The organism is Cesiribacter andamanensis AMV16, from assembly GCF_000348925.1.
GTDB classification, from domain to species: Bacteria; Bacteroidota; Bacteroidia; order Cytophagales; family Cyclobacteriaceae; genus Cesiribacter; species Cesiribacter andamanensis.
Genome location: NZ_AODQ01000051.1, coordinates 16,360 through 30,419 on the forward strand (window position 1 = coordinate 16,360; position 14,060 = coordinate 30,419).

Annotated in this window: 13 protein-coding genes and 1 pseudogene; 8 read left to right on the forward strand and 6 right to left on the reverse strand. The window is 54.2% G+C overall.

Features of this window, described 5'->3' with window-relative positions; all coding sequences use genetic code 11:
• The first annotated feature begins 87 nt into the window (after positions 1 to 87).
• Positions 88 to 711 carry a hypothetical protein gene (locus tag ADICEAN_RS10795; protein WP_009195627.1) on the forward strand — a complete coding sequence of 208 codons (624 nt, stop codon included), beginning with the start codon at positions 88 to 90 and terminating at the stop codon, positions 709 to 711.
• Positions 712 to 814: 103 nt separating this feature from the next.
• Here the strand turns inward: ADICEAN_RS10795 and ADICEAN_RS10800 are convergent, their stop codons facing one another.
• A complete protein-coding gene (locus ADICEAN_RS10800) occupies positions 815 to 1,405 on the reverse strand; it encodes a NifU family protein (RefSeq protein ID WP_009195628.1) in 591 nt (196 codons plus the stop codon).
• A gap of 230 nt (positions 1,406 to 1,635) precedes the next feature.
• On the opposite strand from ADICEAN_RS10800, the gene ADICEAN_RS10805 reads away from it, so the two are divergent.
• Positions 1,636 to 2,256: a 3'-5' exonuclease gene (locus ADICEAN_RS10805; RefSeq protein WP_009195629.1), complete on the forward strand. Its 621-nt coding sequence runs from the start codon at positions 1,636 to 1,638 to the stop codon at positions 2,254 to 2,256.
• 105 nt (positions 2,257 to 2,361) lie between these two features.
• The gene (locus ADICEAN_RS10810) at positions 2,362 to 3,651 is read left to right on the forward strand and encodes an acetyl-CoA hydrolase/transferase family protein (RefSeq protein ID WP_009195630.1); all 1,290 of its coding nucleotides are present in this window, start codon (positions 2,362 to 2,364) and stop codon (positions 3,649 to 3,651) included.
• A 51-nt stretch (positions 3,652 to 3,702) separates the two neighbouring features.
• Here ADICEAN_RS10810 and ADICEAN_RS10815 read toward each other — a convergent pair whose 3' ends face one another.
• From ADICEAN_RS10815 to ADICEAN_RS10835, 5 genes and pseudogenes are all read right to left on the reverse strand, one after another.
• Positions 3,703 to 4,857, reverse strand: a complete 1,155-nt coding sequence (locus ADICEAN_RS10815) for a LamG domain-containing protein (protein WP_009195631.1) — start codon at positions 4,855 to 4,857, stop codon at positions 3,703 to 3,705.
• Between the two features lie 62 nt (positions 4,858 to 4,919).
• Positions 4,920 to 5,183: a helix-turn-helix domain-containing protein gene (locus ADICEAN_RS23890; RefSeq protein WP_161622692.1), complete on the reverse strand. Its 264-nt coding sequence runs from the start codon at positions 5,181 to 5,183 to the stop codon at positions 4,920 to 4,922.
• Between the two features lie 241 nt (positions 5,184 to 5,424).
• Positions 5,425 to 5,781: pseudogene (locus ADICEAN_RS23895) on the reverse strand (AraC family ligand binding domain-containing protein); the annotation flags it as partial.
• Between the two features lie 23 nt (positions 5,782 to 5,804).
• The gene (locus tag ADICEAN_RS21175; protein ID WP_051068844.1) at positions 5,805 to 7,301 is read right to left on the reverse strand and encodes a sensor histidine kinase; all 1,497 of its coding nucleotides are present in this window, start codon (positions 7,299 to 7,301) and stop codon (positions 5,805 to 5,807) included.
• A gap of 219 nt (positions 7,302 to 7,520) precedes the next feature.
• On the reverse strand, positions 7,521 to 8,936 hold the full coding sequence (locus ADICEAN_RS10835) for a fasciclin domain-containing protein (protein ID WP_009195634.1): 1,416 nt from the start codon (positions 8,934 to 8,936) through the stop codon (positions 7,521 to 7,523).
• Between the two features lie 486 nt (positions 8,937 to 9,422).
• Here ADICEAN_RS10835 and ADICEAN_RS10840 point away from each other — a divergent pair, with 486 nt between their 5' ends.
• The 5 genes from ADICEAN_RS10840 to ADICEAN_RS10855 form a co-directional block, all read left to right on the forward strand.
• Complete coding sequence (locus tag ADICEAN_RS10840; protein WP_009195635.1) at positions 9,423 to 11,432, forward strand: PKD domain-containing protein; 2,010 nt, start codon at positions 9,423 to 9,425, stop codon at positions 11,430 to 11,432.
• A gap of 156 nt (positions 11,433 to 11,588) precedes the next feature.
• Positions 11,589 to 12,332, forward strand: coding sequence for an SDR family oxidoreductase (locus ADICEAN_RS10845; RefSeq protein ID WP_009195636.1), 744 nt, complete (start codon positions 11,589 to 11,591; stop codon positions 12,330 to 12,332).
• A 230-nt stretch (positions 12,333 to 12,562) separates the two neighbouring features.
• On the forward strand, positions 12,563 to 12,862 hold the full coding sequence (locus ADICEAN_RS10850; protein WP_009195637.1) for a GIY-YIG nuclease family protein: 300 nt from the start codon (positions 12,563 to 12,565) through the stop codon (positions 12,860 to 12,862).
• Between the two features lie 348 nt (positions 12,863 to 13,210).
• Positions 13,211 to 13,372 (forward strand): hypothetical protein, encoded by a 162-nt coding sequence (locus ADICEAN_RS22620; RefSeq protein ID WP_009195638.1) that lies wholly within the window; start codon positions 13,211 to 13,213, stop codon positions 13,370 to 13,372.
• Positions 13,373 to 13,380: 8 nt separating this feature from the next.
• Positions 13,381 to 14,060, forward strand: a 680-nt coding sequence (locus ADICEAN_RS10855) for an IS110 family transposase (RefSeq protein WP_040396738.1), incomplete at its 3' end; no start/stop codon positions are given.

A 14,060-nucleotide genomic window follows, 5' to 3' on the forward strand; every position in this document is an offset into this window, starting at 1 on the left:
ATTAAAATAATATATCATTCTAATGCATGTTGTAGGGGAATAGGCCGCTATCTTTGCCCTATATTTTTTATAACCCCTTAACCACCCATGAAAAAGTTTCTTTTTTACGCTGGCGCACTGGCCCTGCTGGCTACCACTTCCTGCAAAGATGATGAAGGCGGCGGCCCTACCCCTAACACTGTGATGTACAACGGCAACTCCTATGCTGTAAATGCGGCTATGGTAGAAGACTATGGTCCGGCCAGCATGACCGAGGAAGGCGACCCTACGCACTATAACTACACTTTTTACATTACCGATGCATCGCGCTTTGATGGCGCTGTGGAGGGGGTAAAGTATGTGCTGGTAGCCGACCTGTATTCAAATGGGGCTGAGCGTTTCAACGGCGGCCAATTTAATGTAGTTGATTTTGAAGAAGCAACCGAAGAGGATGTGATGGGCGAAAAGGTAATGCTTGGCCTGCTGTTCATTGACCTGAACAACGATGGCGACTTTACCGATGCCAATGAAATGCAGTTTGCCGAACAAGGCTCAGTAACTGCCTCTGGATCTGGCACCAACTACGCCCTCACCTTCAACCTTACGTTTCTGGAAAACAAGAAATTTACCGGCACCTACTCCGGCACTTTCCAGTTTGTAGATGAAACCGGTGGCGAACGCATGCCTGGTATGGACATGCGCAAAACCGCTAAGGTAAAATGGGCTATGTAAAATAGCAATGCCCCCTTAAACAAGAGAAGAGCCGGTTGTGCAACCGGCTCTTCTCTTGTTTAGGGATTATAGAAAAAGGCGCCTTCTCTATCTATACGAGGGCTTATACCCCCTGTGCTTCTACACTCTGCACCTCGGGCACCATACGCTTCAGCAGATTTTCAATACCGGCCTTTAGGGTAATAGTAGAAGATGGGCAGCCACTGCAGGAGCCCTGCAGCAATACCTTTACCACGCCGCCTTCAAAGCTGTGAAACTGAATGGCGCCACCATCACTCTCTACAGCGGGGCGTACGTACTCATCCAGAATATTGACGATCTTAGTCTCGGTATCGGTTTGAGGTGCGTTGCCAAGAGCGGCAGCATCGGGCTGTTTGGTGATGAGCGCCCGGCCACTCTCCAGGTATTGCTGGATCTGGGCTTTTATCTGGGCCTGGATCTCAATCCACTCCACATCGGCCGATTTGGTAACCGTTACAAAGTTGCTCATGTAAAACACCCGTTCTACATGGGGGTGCTCCAGCAGCTCCTGTGCCAGGGGCGAGATATGGGCCGCTTCTTTATCGGCAAAATCAAACGTAGCCCCCTCGGGCAGCAGCATGTAGTTGGCTACAAATTTAAGGCTGTTGGGGTTGGGGTTGGCCTCCAGATAGAGGGTTACGTGACGTTTATCGGTGGTTTGCTTGCTTTGCATGGTATAGTGCGGTTATATCCTTAAAACAGCCACAGGCGGGATTCGTTCCGTGTTGGGCCATTGATACTGCAAAGGTCGGCAGGCGGGCTCCCAAATGCAACTGAAAGGCCACAGATCTGCAAGCGAGCTGCCCAAAATTCAGCAGATAGTGCTACTTTTCCCTGCCCGGTAGCCTTGTGCGGATTAACCTTTGGTTCATAGCCCGGGTTTATCAATAAACCCCCTGTTGCATGCGCTACCTGAGCATTGACCTGGAGACCAGCGGTACCGACCCCGACCAGAGCCAGATACTGGAATTTGCCGCCGTACTGGAGAATACCCGCCAGCCCCTGCTGCCCGTAGAGGAGCTACCCTGCCTGCGCCTGGCCGTGCACCACCCCCTGATCAGCGGTACGGTAGGCGCCCTGGCCATTAACGCCCGCCTGCTGCAGGAGCTCAGCGATGCCCGCCAAAAGACCAATATGCCCCCCGATCACTGCCTGCCCGAAGAAGTGCTGGTGCGCTTTGCCGAATTTCTGGATGCGCAGGGGGTAAACCGCAAAAAAGCGCTGGTGGCCGCCGGTAAGAATTTTGCCACCTTTGATCTGCCCTTTCTGCAGCGCCTGCCGGGCTATGGTGAGCTGCTCTGGATCAGCAATGCCGTACTTGACCCGGCCCTGCTGTACCTCAACTGGCAAAAAGACAGCAAGCTGCCCAACATGGCCTCCTGCAAGCGCCGGGCGGGCCTGCCCGAAGAGGTAAGCCACCAGGCGCTGGATGATGCCCGGGATGTGGTACGGCTGCTGCGGCCCTTTTATAGCAAAGCAGCCGCTGAAGCAGAACAGCCAGATGCAGAAAAAGAAGAAGACTAAGGCCTCCTGAATGCTGATAAAGATCATGCCCGCGGCGGGTGTGCATCATGTTCTGCCCACCCCCTCGGGGGCTATCTTTGCCCTACGTACTACCCCCCTTGTACCATGAACCAGTATGTGAGTGCTGCCGAGGCGGCTAAACTTATTCAGTCGGGAGACCGCGTGTATATTCATAGTGTGGCGGCAGCGCCCCAGGCGCTCATTGAAGCCATGGTGGCGCGGGCGCCCGAGCTGCGCGATGTAGAAATTGTGCACCTGCATACCGAGGGGGTTGCCCCTTATGCGCAGGAGATGTACCAGAGCAGCTTTCGCCTGCACTCGCTCTTTGTGGGCCCCAATGTGCGGGAAGCCACCCAGCAGGGCCTGGCCGATTATATCCCCATCTTTTTGAGCGAAGTACCCAACCTGTTTAAGCGCAATATTCTGCCGCTGGATGTGGCTCTGGTGCAGGTAAGCCCCCCCGACAAGCACGGCTTTTGCAGCCTGGGTCCTTCGGTAGAGGCCACCAAATCGGCCATTGAAAATGCCAAAATCGTCATTGCCCAGGTAAATGCCCGCATGCCCTTTGTGTATGGCGATGGGCTGATGCACCTGAAGAACTTTGATTTTCTGGTCGCCCATGATGCCCCCCTGCCCGAGCCCCACCAGCGCGAATGCAGCGAGCAGGCTCAGCTCATTGGCCAGCACATAGCCGGCCTGGTAGAAGACGGGGCCACCCTGCAAATGGGCATAGGCGCCATACCCGATGCCGTACTGGCCTCGCTGGGCAACCATAAGGGGTTGGGGGTGCATACCGAAATGTTCTCCGACGGGCTCATTCCCCTTATTCAGAAGGGGGTGGTCACCAATGAGCACAAGGTGATCATGCCGGGCCGTACCGTATCGGCCTTTGTCATGGGCAGCCAGCGGGTGTACGACTTCATCGACCGCAACCCCGGGGTGCAGCTCATGGATGTATCCTTTACCAATGATGTGAGCATCATCCGCCAGAACCCCAAAGTAACGGCCATTAACTGCGCCATTGAGATCGACCTTACCGGCCAGGTGTGCGCCGACTCCATCGGCACCCGCCATTACAGCGGCGTGGGCGGGCAGATCGATTTTATCCGGGGCGCTTCCTACTCCGAAGGGGGCAAACCCATCATTGCCATTCCCTCCACCACCAAGCGGGGCGAGAGCAAGATCAACCCCTTTTTGAAGCAGGGAGCAGGCGTGGTTAGCACCCGGGCCAATGTGCACTACATAGTAACCGAATGGGGCTGGACCAACCTCTACGGCAAAAGTTTGAAACAACGGGCCAAGGCCCTCATTGATATAGCCCATCCCATGCACCGGGACAGCCTGGAGCAGGCTGCCTATGAACGTTTCGGCCGCAAGGAATGGGTGTTAGGTTAAGGGATTATGCATGGAAGCAAAGGCCGGGGCAGATGCTCCGGCTTTTTTGGTTTAGCGCCTGCTGCTGGTTCTATCCTCTGCCAGCCGAATACCTTTCATATCGCTAAAGCGGCCCATGAGTGCCCAGCCATTGGCCTTTTCTATCACCGCCACCAGCAGCTCGTTTTCGCCCTTTTGCAGCGGCAGATACAACTGGTTGGCTTCCGGGTGCATATCGCCCCTGAAGAGCGGCCCCTTGAACCGAAAGCCATTGCTGCCCGAGTACAGCAGCTGCCCGTTGAGGAACACATGGGCCTTATCGCTAAAATCAAAGAGAAAGCCCTTTAGCTGCGCTGTTTCTGAGTAGATGGTGAGGCGGGCATAGACCACCTCTTCCGAATTTGCCTCAAAATTGCCGGCCACCTGCTTGCGCACCCAGCGGTTCAGGGGCAGCAGTCCCCCTTCTTCAGCCGCTGCCCGCTGCCACTGCTCACCGGCCAGAGAGGGGTATAGCGGCCGGGCCGGCGCCGGCCGGGCTGCCGATACGTACCAGAAGGGGATCACTCCGGCCGGCAGCGCCGCAGGGGGGCCGGGCACATAGCCTGCTGCATGGGGGCGGGCCTGCACCCGCAGATTGGCAAAGTGGTTGCCGCCCAGGGAGCGCAGGCCTATTTTACCCCGGCCAAAACCGGTGCGCAGGCGCCCTACTGTCAGCAGGGGTTCGGGATCCTCATTCAGAAACACCCAGAGACTATCCCCCTTTATCTCCAGCCGCAGGTGATTCCAGCGGTCGGTATGGATGGGGGCCGCTGCCTGAAGGGGGTAGTACAGCTGCCAGGTAGATTCCCCCTGGTATACCGGGCTGTACTGAATGGCATCGGGCTGGGCCGATTTGTGCATGCGCAGGTACACCTCCTCATAGCTTTCCCCTGGAGTATCCACCCCGGGCTGTGCCCAGAAGAGCAGGGCCGCAAAGCTGCGCACATCGGTGGGGGCAATGTCTACCTCCAGGCGGCCCTCCTCAAACTCCAGCCCCTCAAAAAAGGCCTCGCCTTTCAGGTAGAGGCTCTTCTGCGCCAGGTGCTCCTCAAAGCGGTGGCTGGCCCCCGGGCCAAAGGTCCAGGCTGCAGGGCTCAGGGGAAGGGTCTGCTGGGCAAACGCACAAAGCGTTGCCAGCAGCCAGAGCAGGGCAACAAGCAGGGGGTGATGTAGGGAAAAGCGTTTCATCGGTTGATCATTTGCACAAAGGTCGCTGCTGTACCCCTGCGGCAACAGGTCAATTTTTATTTCTAATGGTCATTTGGCCGGCTGCGAAATTCTTTGGGGGTACAGCCCTCGGCCTTTTTAAAGAAGCGGTTAAAGTTGGAGGCATCGCTAAAGCCCAGCGCGTAGCCAATTTCGGCATTGGTTTGGGGGGAATAGAGCAACCGGCGTCTGGCCTCCAGCAGCAGCCGTCTGCGTATGAGCGCAGCGGCCGGCTCGCCAGAGGCTTCCTGCACCAGGCGGCTCAGGTAAGCGGTGCTCAGCTGCAGCTGGCCGGCATACTCCTGCACCCGGTGCCAGCGGGTGATATGGGTCTCCAGCAGCTGCAAAAAAGCTTTGTAGAGCTGTTGCTTTTTGCGACTGCTCTCCCTGCTGCTGTGCTGTAAACTGCCGGTTGAGGAGAATGAGCAGGTAATAGAGCAAGGACCTGAAAATATGGCTGCTGTCGGCCTGCAGGCTCAGCAATTCCTGCTCCAGCTCCTGCAGCAGGCCCAGGCATTTGGCATAGGTGTCTGCCTCCAGCTGCAGGGCGGCCCGCTCCGACAGGGGGTTAAAATAGGCCAGCTGCTGCATAAAAAGAGCATCCTGAAAAAAGCCGCTCATAAACTCCTGCTCAAAAAAAAGCGAGACCCCCTTTAACGGACTGTTGCCTAACTGCCACTGCCGGCTCTGGTAGGGGGCGCAGAAAATAACTTGCCGGGGAGCCACGGCCAGCGGACGGCCATCCAGCCAAAAGGTGCCGCTGCCCTCTGTTATGAACAGGATCTCATAGAAGGTGATACAATGCGGCTCCCGGCTCAGGTTGTAATTGGGCAGCGACTCCATCCGGCCCAGGTCTATGAGCAGGCGGGCGCCATATTTGGTGCGGTTGAAATTGTAGCGTCGCATGGGGTATTTTCTGCTAAGAAGGCTCAGGCGGATGCCAGAGATGCTAATGGGCTGATAGGATGCTGCTGCGGCAACCAGACCAGAAAGGTGCTGCCCTGGTCGGGCTGGCTTCGTACCTCTATGTAGCCGCCTAAGATCTCCGTCTGCACCTTTATCAGGTACAGGCCAAGGCCCCGGCCCTCGCGGTTTTCATGAAAACGCTTGTACATCTTAAAGAGGTTGGCCCCATGGCGTTCCAGATCTATGCCTACCCCATTGTCGCTGATCTCCAGCAATACGCCCTGCATCATACTGCTGCTTTTTATGGTAATAGAGCAGGGGCGGCCGGGCTTGTGGTACTTGATGGCATTGCTGATGAGGTTATACAAAATGCTGTGCAGATACGATTTTACCCCCTGTATTTCCTGTACCTGTAATTCCTGCCGGATCTCTGCAGCACAGGCCTCCTGTTCACTTTTAAGAGACAGCAACACATTTTCCAGCAGATGGGGCAACGCTATCTGCTCCATATCCAGCTTGCCTTCCCGGATCTGCAGTACCTGCGAGAGATCACAAATCACCGTATCCAGGGCCTGGCTGGCGGTTTTGGCATGCAGCAGCAACTGCCGGTTGTGGGGGGTGGCATTATCAAAATCAAAAATGTTGATAAGCCCCAGCAGGCTGGCCACCGGCCCGCGCAGGTTGTGGGAGATGGTATAGCTAAACTGGCGGAGCTCTTCTATGCGGCTGTGCAGCTCCTGATTGCTGGCTTCCAGAATTTTATTCTTCTCCAGCAGATGTGCATGTAGCTGGGTATTTTCGGCTTGCAGCAGTTCTTTTTGCTGCTCTATCAGCTGGTTGGCTTCCTGCAGTTGCTGTTGCCCCTCCACCAGCTTTTCGGCCTGGGCCTGAATCTCCTCATGACGACGGCCCAGCTCCTGATAAAGCTGGCGCAGCTGATTGTTTCCACTCATCAGGTCCAGCTCAGCCTTCTCCAGCATCATTTTATAGTAGAGAAAAGCTGCGGCAATAAGGGCAAACAATACCAGCAGCAAAAAATCGAGAAAATCATATACCGCAGAGCTGTGCCCCAGCTGGTAAAAGTCTACCCCAAAAAGCTCATGAATAGGATCATAAAGCGCCAGGCATAGAAATGGAGCCGCCAACCCCAGGGCAAGCAGCTTTTTTTCCCGTAGCAAAAACAGGGTAAGGGGTATAATAGCCGTCAGCAGCAATACTATACGGCTATTGAAATATTGGATCTCTTCTACCTGAGGGGTATTGCGCTTGATGATAACCGCTACAGCAAGTGTTGCCATGGGCACAAAGGCGCTCATGCCAAGCCTGCTGAGATTAAAAAAGCCCCTGCGGTTCAGCAGCAGAACGCCAAAATAAAATACGGCGGTAAGGAGGATAAGGGGGGCTGTTACTGAATTAGACAGGGTAAAATAGGCTGCTGCCGCCAGCACCACGCTAAGAAGCAGGAGAATGAGCGCAATCCGGTTGGTTAGCAGCAGGATGCGTGCCTTGAGGGCAGACATATCTTGCGTTATACCCAAACGGCTGATCCTGTTCCAGAGCTCTCCCATGCTTCTAATCTACTTATTTTGGGGTTTAATCCATTAAGCCTTTTCAATAAACATCTGGATGCTGAATTGTTGGCTGCCTTTTGGTAGGCTTTTTGTTCCGGATAGGGCTTTCAAAAAAAGAAAACCCCAGCCAGGAGCTAGGGTCTTCTTACGTTACTCTTTTATGAAGGATTAATTTGCAGGAAGAAGCACGGCATCGATCACATGTACTACGCCATTGGTAGCCAGCACATCGGAGGCTTCGGCATTTATGTTTGCTTCATTTGAGCCCTGTACACCCACTGCCGGGGTGCTGGCATCAATCACCAGCGTTTGCCCGCTTTGCAGGGGCGCTACGGTGCCATCTGCCAGATCGGCCGAGAATACCCGTCCGCCAACCACGTGGGTTAGCAGAATGGCCTGCAGGTCGGCCACCGGAATATCATTGATGCTGTTAATGCCATTGTCGGCATCGTATACTGCCTGAAAGGCCGCATCGGTTGGTGCAAATACGGTATAGCCCATGCCCCCATTATCGCCGCTCAGGGCCGCTACCAGATCCGCGCCTCCATTCTGGCTTACGCGCAGTACGGCCGCCAGCAGCTGGGTAAATTCAGCACCTTCTTCGGCACCGGCCAGGGACTGTACCAGTTCTACCAGGTTCTGGCTGGGGGGCATCAGGGTACGGTTGATCACATGTACCACCCCATTAGAACCCACCACATCTGTCGTTACTACCTGGCTATTGCCATTGATAAAGGCGCCATTATCATTCAGGCTTACATAGAAATCCTCTCCGCCCAGGCTGGGCACCGCACCGGCTGTGAGATCAGCCGCCCGCACATCGCCTTCTACTACATGGTAAAGCAAGATGGGTTGCAGGTCTTCGGCCGTTAGGCCCTCCAGGCTGGTAATGCCGGCAGCGGCAAAAGCATCATTGGTGGGGGCAAATACGGTAAAGGGACCCTCTTCCAGCAGCGGTGCTACCAGGCCGGCTCTGCGCAGGGCCTGTACCAGTATGGAGAAGTTGCTATTGAAGTAGGCTGGGGCCAGGATGGTACCGGCTACGGCACGCGGCTCAGCGGGCAGCAATACACCCCCTATTTTGTGCACCACGCCATTGATGGCTTCAATATCGGCCTGGGTAACGGCTATGCCATCTACCTGTACGCCACCAGAGGTGGTTACGGTCAGGCGCTCGCCCTGCAGGGTTTCTACCTGGCCGGCATTGAGGCTGGCTGCCGGAAGCGTCTGGGGCACAATATGATACTCCAAAACCTCGCGCACCACTGCCTCGGGAAGCTCTGCGGCCGAAGAAAGGCCCAGGCTGGCTACCAGGTTGGAAAAGGCCGTATTGGTGGGGGCAAAAATGGTAAGGCTGGCATTCTGATCACTGGCGGCAGTCATCAGGTCCTGATAGGCCGGCTGGCTCAGGATAGAGGCCAGGGTGCTCAGGTCCGGATCGGCCTGCAGGCGCTGGGCCAGGGTTGTGTAGTCGATCATCGGGCCGGTGTCATCATCATCGCAGCTGCTTAGGAATGCTGTAGACAGCAATAGGCTAAAGGCTAGTAACCAAAAGCGCTGTTGGGTAGGATTTAAAAATTTCATTGTTGTACTGGTTATGTTCAAAATTGGTACTTACTGCTGAAAACCCAGAAGGCACCTATGTATACTGCAATACTAAAATTATGTTTGAGTAATTGCAAAGTTTATTAAACAAATTTTCTATAACCCTACATTTCCAGGGACCAAGCTACTGCCGGACTGTAAGTAAATAACAGGCAGCATTTTATTTTTTGGGGGTATAAGGCGAAAAAACGGAAGTGTAGCAGGTAAAAAAATTCTGTGGTCTTCATGTTTGTGTTTATGTAATATTAAACAAATAAGAATGTGCTGACTTGCTCCTGGACTCAGATTTTTACCGGCAGCGGCACTGGTATCGCTACCCCCTGTGGCACGCTCTCCGGGTATAGCTTCTACTTCAGACAAATTTTTTTGTGCCCAGGCAACCCCTGGGCGGTCTGCCTAGTCTGACCCGTACTACAGCAAAAAAATGAGCAGCTGTACCCTCTTCACCCTTACACCCATACAGCTATGCACCCCTTTTTCAAACTTACGTATCTACTGCTCTTCCTGAGCCTGGGCATTTGGTCCTGCGAGCCGGAAGACCCCCAGCCGGAGAACAAACTGCTGGCCAGCGCCGGCGCCGATCAGCAAGTGGTGGCGGGCACCAGCGTACAGCTGGATGGTTCCGCCTCTACTGATGGAAATGGAAAATCGTTCAGTTTCGCCTGGCACTTCAAAAGCAAGCCTCTGGGCAGTGCAGCCAGCCTGCAGGATGCCCAAACCGCCACTCCTTCTTTTACACCGGATGTAGCCGGTACCTACCTGCTGGAGCTTCGCATCAGCAACCAGGGGGGCGAGGCTTCTGATGACGTTCGCATTGTGGCCACTACACCCGGCGAAGAACCCAATGATCCGGTTGCCATTGTTATCAGGGAAGATATTACCGAAGACCGGGTGCTGGAAGATATTTTTTCCGATGGTGCCCTGGCCGATTACATCGTTACGGCTGATGTAACGGTTACCGCCACCCTTACCGTAAAGCCTGGTGTACGCATTGAATTTGAGCAGGACAAGGGGCTAAAGATCTTTCCCCAGGGCGCCCTTATTGCCAGAGGCGGCAATGATGGTAGTGGCTCCAACGATCTGCGCATCACCTTTACCGGCCGCAGCGCTACCAAAGGCTTCTGGAAGGGCATCCTCATTGCCAGCGCCAACCCCCTTAATGAGCTTGAAAACGTAGTGATTGCCTACGGAGGCAGCAGTGCCTTTCTGCAGGATACGCAAGGGGGTGCGCTGGCCAACCTGCAGCTGGAAGGTACCAGTTACGCGGGCTCATCCCTTAAGGTACGCAATAGCTCCTTTCAGAGCAGCGCCGGTTTTGGCATGTTTGTAGCGGGCCAGTCGCAGCTGACGGGCTTTTCGAACAACTACTTTGATGACAATTCCACAGCTGCCCTATACCTGCCGGCGGGCCAGCTGCACCAGCTGGACTTCTATTCGCACTTTACCGGCAATAACGGCCTCAATGGGGTAGTTACCGGCGGCCTGGTACAACATGATCAGGAAGTGGTATGGCCGGATTTTAATGATGGCTCCAGCTACTATGTGCACAGCGATCTGGTGCTGGAATCCGGCGTACGCATTGCCGAAGGGGCTACCTTCCGGTTTGAGCAGGACCTGCTGCTGCAGGTAAAGGGCGGTGGATATTTGAATGCCACCGGCAGCCAAGCCAGCCCTATTACCTTTACGGCCAAAAATGCTCAGCAGTACTGGGGGGGCATATTCTTCCAGACCACCAGTGATCTCAACCGGCTGCACGCTGCGGAAGTTTCCAGGGCCGGCAGCCGGGAGGTCCCCTTCTATGCCGGCCAAAAGGCCAATGTGGCCATTTCTGTAACGGGCAAAGCCTCCATAGAAAATACCCTTATCAAGGAGGGAATGGGTTGGGGGGTACTTGCCTTTACCGATAAGGGCGCCCAGCTGAACACCAGCGTTACTACCGTCAATACCTTTCAGGAGCTTGCCGCCGGCGCTTTCAAGATTACCTCCGGCGACCCCAATGCACAGCAGCTGGCGGGTGAGTGGCTGGATGCCGCCAGCTTTAATACCGGTAAGGCTTTTGACCCCCTGTTTTACAACCGGGCCACCAGCCAGTGGTTTGGCGGGGCCGCCAGCCCCTGGGCCATGAGTCCGCAGCCCGGCATTGGTCTCAAAATAGAGGCCGATGGCTCTTATATCTGGACGATCCTTATCGCCCATGATCCGCTGGGATGCGGCACCCCCTACTCAGCCGAGTACATTACCGGAAACGTAAGCCCCAACGGCCAGCAGCTGCAGTTTGTGGAAGCCTACTGGAGAAGCAAGTTGTCCAACCCCTGCGATGAGACTCAAAGTGTAGATACCAACGTTAGCACCGGCAGCATGGCGCTGGGCTACCGCATCGAACGCATGTACGATCTATGGACAGGGGAGCCTACTCACTGGGTGCTTACGCTCACTAATCCGGATGGCACTACCTTCAAGTATTACAAGCACTAAGCCCGCCACGGTACTTTTTATATTCTTCTTTCTTCTCTGTATAAAAGCCACCTGCCCCAATGTAGGTGGCTTTTTGGCTTTCCGCTGAGCCTCAAAAGCTTTTTAGGCACAAACAATTTTGGCTGTGCCGCTTTCACTATTAAAGCTTTTGGAAACATGACAAACCCAGACAAACAAGTAGCCCTTATTACCGGCGCTTCCAGCGGCATTGGCCGGGCCATTGCCAAAGCCCTGGCCAAAGAAGGCGCTAAGGTAGTACTGGCCTCCCGGAATAAGGAGGAACTGGAACAGCTCAAAGCCGAGATCGAAAAAGAGGGGGGTAACGCTCTGGTGATTCCCACCGATGTTACCAAGCCCAAAGAAGCCGAAGCCCTGGTAGCTAAAACCCTGGAGCAATGGCAGCGGCTGGATATTGTGGTGAACAGTGCCGGCCTGATGCCCCTATCCTACCTGAAAAACCGCCACCTGGACGAATGGCTGCAGATGATCGATGTAAATGTAAAGGGCACTCTCATTACCACCTATGCGGCCCTGCCCCCCTTCAAGAAGCAAAAGCGCGGTCATTTTATCAACCTGGCCTCTATTGATGGGCGGGAGCTCTACGCAGGGGGGGCAGTGTATGGCGCCAGCAAGGCGGCGGTGATTGCCTTTTCCCGTACCCTGCGCATGGAGCTCTCGCCCGAGTTTAACATCCGCATTACCTGTCTGGAGCCCGGCACCGTGGATACCCCCTTGCGGGAGGGCATCACCGATCAGGAGTTTCTGGACGATCAGGACTGGGATGAAGACGAGGCCAAACTGCAGCCTGACGACATCGCCCGGGCTGTGCTCTATGCCGTACAGCAACCCCAATCGGTGAATGTAAACGAGATTGTGATCAAACCAACGGGCAAGGCGTAAGGGAATGCCTTATCTCTACCCCTTGCCTGGCGCCCCTTGCCGGGCGCCCCTAGCCTGGCGCCCCTAGCCGGGTGCCCCTCTGGCTAGCTGCCCGCCCTTCAGGAGAAGGGAACTGGCAGCCAGTATTTTATTGACTGCTCAGCATTTTCCAGTGGCTCCATTCATGTTCATCGTACATGAGTACCCCCTTTGCACCTACATTTTACCTGTTCTTATAGATGAAATAGCCAATGGCAAACCGCACCTATTATGTCTATCTATTGAGCAATAAAAGTGGTAGTGTTTTGTACGTAGGTGTAACCAACGATTTGCAGCGGCGGGTGCTGGAGCATAAAAGCGGATATAATCCCGGCTCCTTCACCAGCCGCTACAAGGTGCATAAGCTGGTATGGTGGGAAGAGTTGCCCTCACCAGAGGAGGCCATCGCCCGGGAAAAACAGTTAAAAGGCGGCTCAAGAGCCAGAAAAGTCCAACTCATCCAAGCCCACAACCCCCAATGGCTGGACCTCTCCCAAGGCTGGTATGATTAGTCCACCTACCCCCTTCTGCCCCCTGGCTCCGGTCATACTAAGTTAGGGGAGAGAAAAGATTTGGAAGAAAGGCCAAAGGAAATTTGGTTTACCTAAAAAAGCAGGAAGCTGTTCCTGAGTAGTTGCTACAGGTAAAAGCAGAAGATAAAGAACCTGGCCGTCATTGGTCTTGGAAGACCCTTCGCAATGCAGTTCCCTTCTGCTCCTTTTACTCTTTAGTCCGGACAATTCATTAGGTCTTGCAGAACCTGTTTTCAGTATAGATGGAAAAAGAGTAAAAGCCTTACCCCTAGCAGCCCCAATAGAACTGCCCCTGCTCATTGATAACTATAACAAAGATAAAAGATCATGGAAAAGGATCAAGTTTTTGTAGTGGGGGTAGATGTGTCCAAGGCCACATTTGATGTGTATTTCCAGGATGCTGCCGCCAAAAAGCATCAACTAAAGCTGGAGAACAGCCAGCAAGGTTTCCAAAACCTTCTCTCTTCTTTACCTAAAGAGAAAAAATAAAAGTGGTTATGGAAGCCTCCGGCCCTTACTACTACCAGCTGGCCTGCTTTCTGTATGAAAAAGACCTAGAGGTAGCGGTAATGAATCCTCTGGTCATAAAGCGCTTTTGCCAGATGCAGCTGCAACGCACCAAAACCGATAAAGCCGATGCAAAAGCCATCTTCCAGTATGGTTCATTAATGCAGACCAAGGCCTGGCAGCCGCTCAAGGAGAATTACCAAAGTATCAAGCAGCTTTATACCAGAAGAAAACAACTGCTCAAACACCAGCATGCTACAGGGCGGCAACTGGAAGCTTTTCTTGCCACAGGAGCCGTTGATCCATGGCTAAAGCAGCAGATGTGCAAGGAGCTGCAGGAGCTAACAGCCACTATCCAGGCCATTGATGAAGCCCTGGACAGGCTCATTGAAAAAGAGAATGGTCCCTTAAAGCAGCAGCTGGAGTCTATTCCTGGTATAGGACCAAAGACTAGCTTGCTATTACTTGTCAGCCTTAGGGGATTTGAAGGCTTTACCAACTATCGTCAGGTGATATCCTATCTTGGGCTTTCACCCAGAAGCTTTGAGTCAGGTTCATCAGTAAAGGGAAAGGCTAAGATCTGCAAAATGGGCATGGGACAAGTAAGAGCTTGTCTATACATGGCCGCCAGGGCTGCCAAACGCTACAACAAATCCTGTAAAGAACTCTA

Excerpts from the sequence above, each read along its gene's own strand:
- ADICEAN_RS21175 (WP_051068844.1), bottom strand. The coding sequence starts at position 7,301 with ATGTCTGCCCTCAAGGCACGCATCCTGCTGCTAACCAACCGGATTGCG.
- ADICEAN_RS10835 (WP_009195634.1), bottom strand. The coding sequence starts at position 8,936 with ATGAAATTTTTAAATCCTACCCAACAGCGCTTTTGGTTACTAGCCTTT.
- ADICEAN_RS10810 (WP_009195630.1), top strand. The coding sequence starts at position 2,362 with ATGAACCAGTATGTGAGTGCTGCCGAGGCGGCTAAACTTATTCAGTCG.
- ADICEAN_RS10840 (WP_009195635.1), top strand. The coding sequence starts at position 9,423 with ATGCACCCCTTTTTCAAACTTACGTATCTACTGCTCTTCCTGAGCCTG.
- ADICEAN_RS10795 (WP_009195627.1), top strand. The coding sequence starts at position 88 with ATGAAAAAGTTTCTTTTTTACGCTGGCGCACTGGCCCTGCTGGCTACC.
- ADICEAN_RS10800 (WP_009195628.1), bottom strand. The coding sequence starts at position 1,405 with ATGCAAAGCAAGCAAACCACCGATAAACGTCACGTAACCCTCTATCTG.
- ADICEAN_RS22620 (WP_009195638.1), top strand. The coding sequence starts at position 13,211 with ATGGAAAAGGATCAAGTTTTTGTAGTGGGGGTAGATGTGTCCAAGGCC.
- ADICEAN_RS10805 (WP_009195629.1), top strand. The coding sequence starts at position 1,636 with ATGCGCTACCTGAGCATTGACCTGGAGACCAGCGGTACCGACCCCGAC.
- ADICEAN_RS10845 (WP_009195636.1), top strand. The coding sequence starts at position 11,589 with ATGACAAACCCAGACAAACAAGTAGCCCTTATTACCGGCGCTTCCAGC.
- ADICEAN_RS10850 (WP_009195637.1), top strand. The coding sequence starts at position 12,563 with ATGGCAAACCGCACCTATTATGTCTATCTATTGAGCAATAAAAGTGGT.
- ADICEAN_RS10815 (WP_009195631.1), bottom strand. The coding sequence starts at position 4,857 with ATGAAACGCTTTTCCCTACATCACCCCCTGCTTGTTGCCCTGCTCTGG.